Here is a 12801-nt window from a genome sequence, read left to right as displayed (position 1 = left end):
CGACGCCCCGCCCGCACCGCGCCGATAGCGTAGAAGGGTGAGCCGAGGCATCCGGAATCTGATCGTGAGCGTGCCGACCGAGGATCTCGCCGCCGACGTGGGGCCTCTCCCCGACGGCGTCGAGCTGGTCGTGTGGCCGATGGACGGACCCGCGCCGCGAGAGCGGTTCGACATCGTCGTGCCGCCGTACATGTCGATGGCACGGGTGCTCGATCGGCTCGACGGCGTCGAGGTCGCGCTCGTCCAGGGTCAGTCGATCGGGTACGACGGCGTGGCCGGCATCCTTCCCGACGGCCTGGTGTTCGCCAACGCTGCGAGCGTGCACGAGACCTCGACCGCCGAACTGGCCGTGGGACTCGTCATCGGGTCGCAGCGGCACCTCGACGTCTTCGCCCGCGACACCGCCGAAGGCCGGTGGGCGCCGCACTCCACCCAGAGCCTCGCCGACCGCCGGGTGCTACTGCTCGGGTACGGTGGCGTCGGCAAGGCGGTCGCCGCGCGCCTGGCTCCGTTCGAGGTGCACCTCACGGCGGTCGCCCGCAGCGCTCGCGTCGAGGAAGGGATGCCCGTTCACGGCGTCGACGAGCTGCCGGAGCTCCTGGGCGAGGCCGAGATCGTCATCGTGACCCTTCCGGGCGGCGCCGAGACGCGGCATATCGTCGACGACGCGTTCCTGTCGGCGCTGCCCGACGGCGCGCTCCTGGTGAACGTCGGACGCGGGTCCCTCGTCGACACCGACGCACTCGTCTCACATGTGCAGGGCGGGCGCATCCGCGCGGCGCTCGATGTGACCGAGCCCGAGCCGCTGCCCGCCGGACACCCGCTGTGGGAGCATCCCGGCGTGCTCGTGACGCCACACGTCGGCGGCGACTCGAGCGCCATGGCGCCGCGCATCGCGAAGCTCGTGCGCACGCAGATCGAGCGCATGGCGCGCGGCGAGGCACCTCTCAACGTCGTCCTCGGCGGCGCCAGCTCGCCGAGAACGCAAGAATGACCGGTTTTCGCCCCCCCAATCGGTCATTCGTGCGCTCTCGGCAAGCTCGGCAAGCTCGGCCGGGGGCGGGGCTGACTCAGGCGAGGAAGACGCTGACTCAGGCGAGGAAGACCGTGTGCACGTCGCCGACGACGGCGCGGCCGCCGAGCGCCTCGAGCTCCATCAGCACGGCGGTGCCGACCACCGATCCGCCCAGCGACTCGACGAGGCTGCGGGCGGCGGCGAGCGTGCCACCGGTGGCGAGCACGTCGTCCACGAGCAGCACGCGGGTGCCCTCGGTGATGTCGTCGTGCGCTTCGATCGTCGCCGTGCCGTATTCCAGCGCGTAGTCGACGGATGCCGCGGGCCGGGGGAGCTTGCCCGCCTTGCGGATCGGCACGAGACCGGCGCCCGACTCCATCGCCGCGGCGCCCGCGAGCAGGAACCCCCGTGCCTCCACGCCGGCCACGACGTCGAAGTCACCCTCGAACGGGGCGATCATGGCGTGGATCACGGCGCGGAGGGCCGAAGCATCCGCCAGCAGCGGGGTGATGTCGCGGAACATCACTCCCGGCTCCGGGTAGTCCGGGATGGTGCGGATGAGGGACTCGGCACGGATCAGGGCTTCGGACGGCACGCGCCCACGATAGTCCGCGCCACCGGTGCCCACGCGCGGAGACGCCGTCGACTCCCGTCGACGACGCCTGCGCGCAGCGCTCAGGTGATCCCGAGCTGGAACCATCCGGCCCAGCCGCCGGCGCCGTTCCACCAGGTGCTGTAGGCGAGATCGTCGGTGCCGGTGACGAACACGTCGATCTGCTCGGCGACCCGGCTGATGGCAGCCACCTGTCCGCCGGGTTTGCCGACGCCGCCCGACACGTTGAACCAGGCGGCCCAGTTGCCGCCCTCATGCCACCACGTCGAGTACACGCGGTTGTCGGTGCCGATGACGAACAGGTCGAGGTGGCCTGTGTATCGAGCGATCGCCGTGACGTCCGACCCCGGCGAGGCGACCCCGCCCGACACCTGGAACCAGCCCTGCGCCCAGCCTCCGGTGGAGTTCCACCAGGTCGACATGATGCGCCCGTTGCTGTCGGTCGTGAACAGATCGAGCTGATCGGGATGCCGCGCCACGACCGTCACGGTCGAGTCGGGCCGGCACGTGATGCCGTTGATGGGGAACCACCCCGACCAACCCGACCGCTGGTCCCACCACGCCGAGTAGACCCGGTTGTCGGTGCCGACGGTGAAGATGTCGAGGTGATGCGGGCGCCGGGCGACGGCCGTCACCGGCGCCCCGCTGGCAGCGATCCCGCCGCCGATGTGCACCCAGTCGCGGGCCCATCCGCCTCCGCCGTTCCACCACATCGTCATCGTGCGGCCGCTCTGGTCGGTCGTGAAGAGGTCGATCTGATCGGTGTAGCGGGCGAGGGCGGTGACGACCGAGCCGGGGCGACAACGGATGCTGCCGAGCGGGAACCAGTTCGACCACCCGGACGAGGCATCCCACCACGCCGAGTAGACCCGGTTGTCGGTGCCGACCGTGAACAGATCGAGATGGCGGTCGTATCGCGAGATCGCTGTGATCGGCGAGCCCGCCCCACCGGGAGCGGCGACGCCGCCCATGAGCGAGAACCATCCCGCCCAGCCCGACCCCGCGTCCCACCAGTCAGAGACGCAGCGACCGTCCGGCGCCACCGCGAACACGTCCAGATGCTCGGGATAGCGGGCGACGACCGACATGACCGCGCTCGCGCGCACGGGCTGGGTCATGAGCGGTCGGAACCGGTTCCAGATCACGGCCTTGCAGATGGCGCAGAACTCGACGCCGAGGTTGCGCATCTTGCAGTCCCACTCCGGGCGGTAGGCCCCCGCGTGGTAGTAGTGCGCGCCCTCGAACGTTCCGACCGTGCCGGCGGGCACGGGGCTCGCCGAGTAGTCCTCGACGGCCGGATTCGGGTTGGTCTGGGTGGGGATCGGCGTGTTCGCCGCGACCGCCCACCGCCATTTGAGCGTGTTGCGGTCCGTGTTGACCGTCACGTTCGGCTCGCCCGGCTCGACGGCGGGATGGTGCTGCCGATCCGCCTCGTTGCCACCGGCCCAGTAGGGATACTCGTCCGCCAGGCCGAACGCCGTGTGACCGGCCTCGTGGATGGCGATCTCGGTCGCGCCGCCCGCCAGCGAGTAGGTGCCGATCGCGCCTCCCGCGCCGCCGTAGACGGTGGAGTTGACCACAAGGAGCGCGAGCGTGAACTCGGGGACCTGTGCGGCCGCGGCCGTGAGCACGGTGGTGCTGTTCGCGAGGAGAAGGCGACGGATGCCGGCGCCGCCGAAGGTCGCATCGAAGTACGTGCGTGCGGTCGCCCCTGTCCCGCCCGGCCCCACCGGATCGTCGGCGCCGCTGTCGGTGGAGCTCACGTTCACCCGGAAGACGTTGATCACCGACTGGAGCTGCCCGAAGGGATCCGTGGCGAGCAGCGCGGTGACGAAGCTCGCCGCCGCGGTGTCGAACGCCCCCTGCTGCGCGGCGGTGAACCCGTCGCCGAGCAGCACGATGTTGAACGCCTTGCTGCGCGGCGCGTTCCCGTGGATCTGGGTCGTGCCGATGACGGCACCGTCCGCGGTGGTCATGACGGAGCCCCCTCGATCGCGTCATCCGAGAGGACGACTGGCCGTGGTGCTCGGAATGCCCGGTCTCCGGGTGGGGGTGCGGCCTCCGGTGACGGTGGACGCTGCAGCACCACGCGAGCCGCCGCCCGCGGCGCGGGCACCACCACGGTGAACGCGCCCCGGCGGACCGGATCGGGCACGCGCGAGATCGCCTCGCCCGGTTCGCCGAAGACCTCGACGGAGTCGGGGAGCGCATCTCGCACACGGACGCGGGAGAGAGGGACGCCATCGGCGTCGCGCACCTCGACGTGGTCGACACTCGGCGCTTCGTCGAGATCGAACCCCGGCACGGCGACGTCGACGCGCTGCTGGCTGACGAGGCGCACCTCGCCGTCTTCGTACTCGTAGATGAGACGGAGGGCCGAGCCCTGCTCGTCGTCATTGTCGCCGGGAGCACCCGGCACTTCAGGAGAGCTCATAGCTGCACCTTCGGATCGATGGATGGATGGTCGAGCGGATCGATGATCCGTACGCAGCCTGCCGATCCGACGGGCCGACAGACCCCGATGAAGGGTGAGAGGGGTGTGGGGGCGCGCGTGATACCCGGCGCGCGGCGTCCAGGGCCCCGATCGTCAGCGCGCGCCGGCTGATGTAAGCGCTTGCAGTACACTGGCCCGATGAATTCCCCGCAGACCGCCGAACGCGCCGACGCGCCGACCACCGCAGCCGGCCGCGAGTGGTGGCGCACCGCCGTGATCTACCAGATCTACCCGCGCTCGTTCTCCGACAGCACGGGCGACGGCGTCGGCGACCTGCCCGGGATCACCTCGCGTCTCGACGACCTGCGCGACCTCGGCATCGACGCCCTGTGGCTGAGTCCGTTCCAGCGCTCCCCGCAGAAGGATGCCGGCTACGACGTCTCCGACTACTGCGACGTCGATCCGCTCTTCGGCACGCTGGCCGACTTCGACGAGATGCTCACGCGGGCGCACGCCCGCGGCATCCGTCTCATCGTCGATCTGGTCCCGAACCACTCGTCCGACCAGCACGTGTGGTTCCAGGAGGCGCTCGCCGCAGCACCGGGGAGCCTCGAGCGCGCGCGCTACATGTTCCGCGATGGTCGGGGCGTCGAGGGTGAGCTTCCCCCGAACAACTGGGAGTCCGTGTTCGGCGGCCCCGCCTGGACGCGCGTCGTCGAGGCCGACGGCACCGCCGGCCAGTGGTACCTGCACCTGTTCGATTCGTCGCAGCCCGACTTCGACTGGTCGAACGAGGAGGTGCGCGAGGAGTTCCGCCGCGTGCTGCGCTTCTGGCTCGACCGGGGTGTCGACGGCTTCCGCGTGGATGTCGCGCACGGCCTCGTGAAGGCCGAAGGTCTCCCCGACTACAGCCCCGATCCCGACGCCGGCTCGATGGGCGGCGAAGAGGCGGACGTGCCGTACTGGGGCCAGGACGGTGTGCACGAGGTGTACCGCGACTGGCACCGACTGGTCGCCGAGTACGACGGCGACCGCGCCCTGTGCGCCGAGGCGTGGCTCCCCACTCCCGAGAAGACCGCCCTGTGGGTGCGCCCCGACGAGATGCACCAGGCGTTCAACTTCGCCTATCTCGAGACGGCGTGGGAGGCCCCCTCCCTCCGCGCCGTGATCGCCGAGTCGATCGCCGCCTACGCGGCCGTCGGCGCGCCGAGCACGTGGGTGCTGTCGAACCACGACGTCGTGCGCCACGCCTCGCGCCTCGCCCTCACGGCCGAGAACCCGCAGGGTCACGGCATCGGCCCGGACTCCCCCGGCAAGCCGATCCCCGAGGTCGGCCTGCGCCGCGCCCGCGCCGCGACGGCGCTCATGCTCGCGCTGCCCGGCTCCGCCTACCTCTACCAGGGCGAGGAGCTCGGCCTGCCCGAGGTCATCGACATCCCGGGCGACGCCCGCCAGGACCCGACCTGGTTCCGCACGAACGGCGAGCGCTACGGGCGCGACGGCTGCCGCGTGCCGATCCCGTGGGCCGCCGACGCGCCCGCCTACGGCTTCAGCCCGACCGGCGCCGCGTGGCTTCCGCAGCCCGCGGAATGGGCGACGTTCGCCCGCGACGCGCAGGCCGGCGATCCCGGCTCGACGCTGTCGCTGTACCGTTCGCTCATCGCTGTGCGCCGCGCACGCGGCCTGGGCGGCGGCACACTCGAATGGCTCGCGGGCTTCGGGACGGATGCCGTGGCCTTCCGCAACGGGAACGTCATCGTCGTCGGCAACACCGGCTCCACACCGATCCCGCTGCCGGACGGTATCGTGATCGCGGCGAGCGGTCCGCTGGGCGACGGCGAGCTGCCGGCCGACACGACGGTCTGGCTCACGAACGACTGAGAAGCGACGGCCGCAGGGCCGGCGCGAGGGGTGAGGGCGACGTGGTCAGCATCGACGAGGTGGCGCGCTATGCCGGCGTCTCGACGGCGACCGTCTCGCGCGCCCTGAGCGGTCGCGGCCACGTCTCCGATGCGACGAAGGCGCGCGTCGAGGCGGCGGCGAAGACCCTCGGCTACGTCGTGTCGGCATCGGCCTCGAGCCTGGCCTCCGGCCGCACCCGCAACATCGGCGTGCTGGTGCCCTTCCTCGACCGCTGGTTCTTCTCGACCGTGCTCTCGGGCATCGCGTCCGCGCTCATGAGACGCGGGTACGACATCACGCTCTACGCCCTCACCGCCGACCGCGGCGAGCGCCGCGACGTGTTCGACACGTTCCTGCGCCGGCAGCGCGTGGACGGCGTGATCGCGATCTCGATCGAGCTCGGCGAGGAGGAGACCGGCCAGCTGATCGAACTCGACCTCCCGGTGATCGCGATCGGCGGACCCAACCCGCGGCTCACGACGCTGACCGTCGACGACGTCGCGGTCGCGCGGCTGGCGACCGAGCACCTGCTCGCGCTGGGCCATCGCGAGATCGCGCACATCGGCGCGAGCCCCGAGTTCGATATCGACTTCCACATCCCCACGCATCGGCGGCAGGGTTTCGAGCAGGCGCTGGCGGATGCCGGCATCCCGGTGAAGCCGTCGCTGTTCGAGCCCGCCGACTTCACGATCGAGGGCGGCTTCCGCGCCGCGAAGCAGCTGCTCGGCAAGCCGGGCGGCCGTCCGACGGCGATCTTCGCGGCATCCGACGAAATGGCGATCGGAGCGCTGCTGGCCGCGCGCGAGCTGGGCTACCGCGTGCCCGAGGACCTCTCGGTCGTCGGCATCGACGGTCACGAGCTCGGCGAGTTCTTCCGCCTCACCACCGTGGACCAGTTCCCGCTCGGCCAGGGTGAGCGGGCCGCCGACGCGATCCTCGCGGAGCTCGAGACGAAGGACGCCGCTCCCCCCGTGCACGAGCCGGGCGAGCTGCCGTACGAGCTGATCGTGCGGGGCTCGACCGCGCGCCTGTCCGGCTGACCCCCTCCCCCTCCCTCTCCCCCTCCCCCTCCCCCGGGTCGGTTGTGCGGACAAATGCATGAGACATTGCCGGCGGAGGCGTGCATTCGCCCGCACAAACGGCCCGCATGAACCGCCCGGTTAGGCTCGGACGCATGACGATCGACCTCGAGGCCCTCTACATCGACCTGCACCGGCATCCGGAGCTCTCGTTCCAGGAGACCCGCACGGCGGGGGTCGTCGCGAAGCACCTCGAGGAACTCGGCCTCGAGTTCGAGGAGGGCATCGGCAAGACGGGCGTGGCGGGCGTGATCCGCAACGGCGAAGGCCCCGTGGTGTGGCTGCGTGCCGACATGGACGCGCTCCCCGTGCCCGAGCAGACCGGCCTGGAGTACGCGAGCACGGCGCGCGGCACCGACCCGGCGGGCACTGACGTCCCGGTCATGCACGCGTGCGGCCACGACATGCACGTGACGGCGCTCCTCGGCGCGCTCGAGCAGCTCGTGGCGACGAAGGAGGAGTGGAGCGGCACGATCGTCGCCGTCTTCCAGCCCGCCGAGGAGTACGGCGCCGGGTCCCAGGCGATGATCGCCGATGGCGTGCTCGACCGTTTCCCGAAGCCCGACATCGTGCTCGGCCAGCACGTGACCCCGCTTCCCGCGGGCACGATCGGCGTGCGCAGCGGCACCCAGATGGCGGCATCCGACGGGCTCACCGTGACGCTCCTGGGGCGCGGCGGCCACGGTTCGCGCCCCCACTCGACCATCGACCCGGTGGTGATGGCGGCGGCCACGGTCATGCGGCTGCAGACGGTCGTGTCCCGCGAGGTCGATCCGCGCGACGTGGCCGTGGTCACGGTCGGCTCGATCCACGCGGGCCTCAAGAACAACATCATCCCGGCGGAGGCCCGGCTCGAGCTGAGCCTGCGCTACCCCGACGACGAAGCACGCGCCCGCATCCTCGAGAAGGTGGAGCGCGTCGTGCGCGCCGAGGCGCAGGCATCCGGCGCCGAGGAGCCGCCGGTCATCGCGATCGACCACTCCCTGCCGCCGACGATCAACGACGTCGATGCGACCGCGCGCCTGCGCCTCGCCTTCGACGCGGCCTTCGGCGAGGGCACCGTGATCGACCCCGGCATGTTCACCGGGAGCGAGGACGTGTCGTGGTTCGCGCGCGAGGCCGGCGCACCGCTCGTCTTCTGGTTCTGGGGTGGCGTCGACCCGGCCGCGTTCCAGGCGGCCACGGCGGCCGGAACGGTCGAGCGCGACATCCCCACCAATCACTCGCCGTTCTTCGCACCCGTGCTCCAGCCGACACTCGACAACGGCGTGCGGAACATCGTCGTGGCCGCGCGGGAGTTCCTCGACCGCCCCTGACTGCGGGCCGCCGTCGGAGCCGCGCGTAGGCATCGGGCGCCCGGCATCGAGCGTCGACGTTCGCGCGGGCGCCGGGTGCATGGATTCCGTGAGGATGGCCCTCTGGATGAATCCTCACGGAATCCATGCGAGTAACATCGCCCGCCGTGACGAGTGAAAACCGTGAGCCGGTCGAGGAGTCGCCGCGCGCGAAACGCCTGATCCTCGGCGACCCCCTCACCTCCGAGAAACTCGATGACCAGCTGCTGCCCAAGCGCCGCGCACTGCCGATCTTCGCGTCCGACGCGCTGAGCTCGGTCGCCTACGCGCCGCAGGAGCTGCTCATGATCCTGCTGATCGGCGGGACGGCGTTCCTCGCGTTCGCCCCGTGGGTCGCGACCGCGGTCGTCGTCCTCCTCATCGTCGTCGTGCTGAGCTACCGGCAGCTCATCAAGGCCTACCCGTCCGGTGGCGGCGACTACGAGGTCGCCCGGAAGAATCTCGGGGAGAAGTCGGGCGTGGTGGTCGCCGCCGCCCTGCTCGTGGACTACGTGCTCACCGTCGCGGTCTCGGTCGCGTCCGGCGTGGACAACATCATCTCGGCGATTCCCGAACTCAACCCTGGGCGCATCGAGCTCGCCGTCGGCTTCGTCATCCTCATCATCATCGTGAACCTGCGAGGAGTGCGCGAGGCGTCGTTCGCCTTCGCGATCCCCACCTACGTGTTCATCGGCTCCGTCGCGGTGATGATCGTCGTGGGGCTGGCGCGCACCGCGCTCGGCGACCCGCCGGTGGCCTCCAGCGCGGAGTTCGCCGTTCAGGGCGAGGAACTGACCCAGGCCGCGATGATCCTGCTGATCCTGCGTGCGTTCTCGTCGGGGTGCTCCGCCCTGACCGGCGTCGAGGCGGTCTCGAACGGCGTGCCTGCCTTCCGCCGCCCCAAGGTGGGCAACGCACAGATGACGCTCGTGCTCATGGGCAGCATCGCGATCGTGCTGTTCGCGGGCCTCACCGCTCTCGGGCTCATCTCGGGCGTGCACTACGCGGAGAACCCCTGCAATCTCATCGGGTTCGACTGCGCGACACAGGTGCAGCCGAGCCTCATGGCGCAGATCGCCGCCGGAACCTTCGGCATGGGATCGATCCCGTTCTACGTCATCCAGGCGGCCACAGCGTGCGTGCTGCTCCTCGCCGCGAACACCGCCTTCAACGGCTTCCCCCTCCTGGGTTCGGTGCTCGCCCGCGACGGCTACGCGCCGAAGGCGCTCAACACCCGCGGCGACCGCCTCGTCTACTCCAACGGGATGATCATCCTCGGCATCGCGGCGATCGCGGTCCTCGTGATCTACCAGGCCAACCTCACCACGCTCATCCAGCTGTACATCATCGGCGTCTTCGTGTCGTTCTCACTCGGGCAGATCGGCATGGTGCGGCACTGGCGCAGATCGCTGCGCGAGATCGCGGCTCTGCCGCCGGATGCCGCCTCCCAGGAGTCCGCGGCCCTCACCCGGCGCTCCGCGTACACGGGTCTGGTGATCAACTCCGTCGGCGCGGCGATGACGATCTCCGTGCTGCTCATCGTGACGATCACCAAGTTCACGCACGGTGCCTGGCTGGTGTTCATCGCGATCCCGATCCTCGCGATCCTCATGGTCGGCGTCCACCGGTACTACCGCGACGTCGAGCACGAGATCGAGGTCGACGACACGACGCACTTCGGTGCCGAGGGCGACGTCGCGCTCATCCTCGTCAACCGGCTCCAGAAGCCGGTCATCAAGGCCATCGACTACGCGCTCGCGGCCAAGCACGAGAACACCTTCGCCATCCACGTCGCCGTGAGCGCCGAGGAGTCGGCCGCGCTGCAGCGGCAATGGGAGGAGCACAGCATCCCGGTGAAGCTGGTCATCATCGAGTCGCCGTACCGCTCGTATGCCGCGCCGATCGCGAAGTTCATCAAGAAATACCGCGAGTCCTACGGCTCGTCCGTGGTCACCGTCTACCTGCCGCAGTACATCGTCGGGCACTGGTGGGAGTCGCTGCTGCACAACCGCCGTTCACGCCGCATCGCGCAGCAGCTGATGCTCGTCCACGGCGTCTCAATCACGCTGGTTCCGTGGCTGCTCGACTCGTCCGAGCTCATCTACGGCCGCCGCTCGCGCCCCCTCCCCGGGGAGGATCGCGCGGGTCGGCCCTCGACCCCCGAGATCCAGCGCGCCGGCCGGCGCGCGACACGGCCGGCGGGTCCGCCGCAGCCCGAGAAGGAGTCGACGCCGGTCGCCTGACCCCACGCGGCGACTCGAGCGGCCAGCCCGCACACGGGCGGCACGGCGTAGCCTGGAAGGGTGACATCTCCCGCGCCCGTGCTCGACCTCGCGGCCATCCGCGCCGACTTCCCGCTCCTCGGCGAGCGCGTCGGCGACTCCCCTCTCGTCTACCTCGACTCCGCGGCCACGAGCCAGAAGCCGCAGGCCGTCATCGATGCCGAGGTGTCGTTCCTGACGCGATCGAACGCCGCCGTGCACCGTGGTGCGCACACCCTCGCTGCGGAGGCGACCGAGCTGTTCGAGGACGCCCGGACCGCCGTTGCGGGTTTCGTCGGCGCCGCGCCCGAGCAGCTGGTCTGGACGAGCGGGGCCACGGCGGGATTGAATCTCGTCGCGTACGCGATCGGCAACGCGACCGTGGGCCGCGGCGCCCCCGCGAGCCGCCGGTTCGCCCTGCACCCCGGCGACGAGCTCGTCGTCACCGAGAGCGAGCACCACGCCAATCTCATCCCCTGGCAGGAGCTCGCCGCGCGCACCGGCGCGGTGCTGCGCCACATCCCGGTCCGCGACGACGGGACGATCGACACGGATGCTGCGGCATCCGTCATCTCGAACCGCACCCGTGTCGTCGCCTTCCCGCATGTGTCGAACGTGCTGGGCATCGTCAACCCGGTGGCGCAGCTCGTCGCGCTCGCCCGCGAGGCCGGCGCGCTCACCGTGCTCGACGCCTGCCAGTCCGCCCCGCACCTGCCACTGGACCTGCCGGCGCTCGATGTCGATCTCGCGGTGTTCTCCGGCCACAAGATGCTCGGGCCCTACGCGATCGGCGGGCTCTACGGCCGCTCGGAGGTGCTCGAAGCGCTGCCTCCGTTCCTCACCGGCGGATCGATGATCACGACGGTGACCCTCGACGAGGCGTCGTACCTGCCGCCGCCGCAGCGGTTCGAGGCGGGCACCCAGCCGGTGTCGCAGGCCATCGGCCTGGCCGCGGCCGTCCGCTATCTCGCGGACGTCGACATGGCCGCCGTGCACGCGCACGAGCGCGCGCTCGAGGCGCGCATGGGCGAGGGCCTGCGCAGCATTCCGGGCATCCGCCTGCTCGGCGACGCCGAGGGCGTCGAGCGCGTGGGGCTGTGGGCATTCGACGTCGACGGCGTGCACGCGCACGACGTGGGCCAGTTCCTCGACTCGCGCGGCATCGCGGTGCGCGTCGGGCACCATTGCGCGCAGCCGCTGCACCGCCGCTTCGGCCTGACGGCGTCGGTGCGCGCGTCGGCCGCGCTGTACAACACCGCCGACGAGGTCGACGTCTTCCTCGAGGCCGTCTCGGGCGTACGCGCATTCTTCGGAGCCGGCTCATGAGCGGGCTCGAGTCGCTCTACCAGGAGCTCATCCTCGACCACTCCAAGCGCCGCGTCGGCTTCGGCCTGGCCGATGAGGAGGGGCGCTCGGCGACCTCGCATCAGCACAACCCGCTGTGCGGTGACGAGATCACGCTCCGGCTGCGGCTGGATCCCGACGGAGAGACCGTGCGCGACGTCACGTGGGAGGGCAACGGCTGCTCGATCTCGCAGGCGTCCGCCTCGATGATGACGGAGCTGGTCGAGGGGATGCCGCGCGGCGAGGCATCCGCTCTCATCGACGGCTTCCGCGAGGCGCTGCGCTCGCGCGGGACGATCGAGCTCGACGAGGACCTGTACCTCGACGCCGCCGCGCTCTCCGGTGTCTCCAAGTACGTCGCACGCGTGAAATGCGCGATGCTCGCGTGGGTCGCGCTCGAAGACGACCTCGCCCGCGCCTGAGCGGATCATCCTCCGGTCGTACGAAGATGGGCCCCGGGACGGATGCCGCGTCCCGCGCGTCTTCGTAGCGTCGAAGGATGATGCACTCGACGGCGACCACGACTCTCCCGAACGGTCCGGCGCGGCGCGTGTCGTCGCTCGGTGCGGCGCTTCTCGCGATCGCCGGGAACGTGCTGGTCCTGGTGATCCTCGGCGTGGCCGCGGTGATCGTGGCCGGTGCCGCGGTGCTCGTCTTCGGCGGAGGTCTCGCAGAGGCGCTGTGACGCCGCCGGCGTAGACGCAGCGTGAGGGCCGGCGCTTACGGCGCATGGATCTCGTGAGGGCGCGACGGCGGCGCCTGCGAGCGGTGTTGCATCGGGAGCTGCGGCCGTCGATCCGGCGGCCGCCCGCGCCCCTG

General features: G+C 70.9%; 11 protein-coding genes. 8 read left to right on the top strand and 3 right to left on the bottom strand.

Annotated elements, in window-relative coordinates:
• The first annotated feature begins 37 nt into the window (after positions 1–37).
• The gene (locus ASD93_RS13830; protein WP_200950701.1) at positions 38–994 is read left to right on the top strand and encodes a 2-hydroxyacid dehydrogenase; all 957 of its coding nucleotides are present in this window, start codon (positions 38–40) and stop codon (positions 992–994) included.
• A 97-nt stretch (positions 995–1091) separates the two neighbouring features.
• Here the strand turns inward: ASD93_RS13830 and ASD93_RS13825 are convergent, their stop codons facing one another.
• The 3 genes from ASD93_RS13825 to ASD93_RS13815 all read right to left on the bottom strand — a co-directional run bounded on the left by ASD93_RS13825 (position 1092) and on the right by ASD93_RS13815 (position 4062).
• Complete coding sequence (locus tag ASD93_RS13825; RefSeq protein ID WP_056124559.1) at positions 1092–1610, bottom strand: adenine phosphoribosyltransferase; 519 nt, start codon at positions 1608–1610, stop codon at positions 1092–1094.
• Between the two features lie 80 nt (positions 1611–1690).
• Positions 1691–3604, bottom strand: a complete 1914-nt coding sequence (locus ASD93_RS13820) for a M64 family metallopeptidase (protein ID WP_056123713.1) — start codon at positions 3602–3604, stop codon at positions 1691–1693.
• Positions 3601–4062 carry a hypothetical protein gene (locus ASD93_RS13815; RefSeq protein ID WP_200950699.1) on the bottom strand — a complete coding sequence of 154 codons (462 nt, stop codon included), beginning with the start codon at positions 4060–4062 and terminating at the stop codon, positions 3601–3603. The genes ASD93_RS13820 and ASD93_RS13815 overlap by 4 nt, the downstream gene beginning before the upstream one ends.
• 198 nt (positions 4063–4260) lie before the next feature.
• Between ASD93_RS13815 and ASD93_RS13810 the strand changes: the two genes are divergently transcribed.
• The 7 genes from ASD93_RS13810 to ASD93_RS13780 all read left to right on the top strand — a co-directional run bounded on the left by ASD93_RS13810 (position 4261) and on the right by ASD93_RS13780 (position 12667).
• Complete coding sequence (locus tag ASD93_RS13810) at positions 4261–5943, top strand: glycoside hydrolase family 13 protein (RefSeq protein ID WP_056123706.1); 1683 nt, start codon at positions 4261–4263, stop codon at positions 5941–5943.
• 41 nt (positions 5944–5984) lie between these two features.
• The gene (locus tag ASD93_RS13805; protein WP_056123704.1) at positions 5985–7004 is read left to right on the top strand and encodes a LacI family DNA-binding transcriptional regulator; all 1020 of its coding nucleotides are present in this window, start codon (positions 5985–5987) and stop codon (positions 7002–7004) included.
• Positions 7005–7138: 134 nt separating this feature from the next.
• Positions 7139–8359: an amidohydrolase gene (locus ASD93_RS13800; protein WP_056123701.1), complete on the top strand. Its 1221-nt coding sequence runs from the start codon at positions 7139–7141 to the stop codon at positions 8357–8359.
• Between the two features lie 125 nt (positions 8360–8484).
• Positions 8485–10620, top strand: a complete 2136-nt coding sequence (locus tag ASD93_RS13795; RefSeq protein WP_056123698.1) for an APC family permease — start codon at positions 8485–8487, stop codon at positions 10618–10620.
• A gap of 60 nt (positions 10621–10680) precedes the next feature.
• A complete protein-coding gene (locus ASD93_RS13790; RefSeq protein WP_056123694.1) occupies positions 10681–11964 on the top strand; it encodes a SufS family cysteine desulfurase in 1284 nt (427 codons plus the stop codon).
• The gene (gene sufU, locus ASD93_RS13785) at positions 11961–12404 is read left to right on the top strand and encodes a Fe-S cluster assembly sulfur transfer protein SufU (protein WP_056123691.1); all 444 of its coding nucleotides are present in this window, start codon (positions 11961–11963) and stop codon (positions 12402–12404) included. Before ASD93_RS13790 ends, sufU begins: the two co-directional genes overlap by 4 nt.
• A 77-nt stretch (positions 12405–12481) precedes the next feature.
• Positions 12482–12667, top strand: a complete 186-nt coding sequence (locus ASD93_RS13780) for a hypothetical protein (RefSeq protein ID WP_235566962.1) — start codon at positions 12482–12484, stop codon at positions 12665–12667.
• The last annotated feature ends 134 nt before the right edge of the window (positions 12668–12801 follow it).

The sequence above is a fragment of the Microbacterium sp. Root180 genome (assembly GCF_001428485.1).
GTDB lineage: Bacteria > Actinomycetota > Actinomycetes > Actinomycetales > Microbacteriaceae > Microbacterium.
The sequence above is the reverse complement of the archived record's forward strand: the minus strand, read 5'-3'. Positions and strand labels throughout refer to the sequence as shown.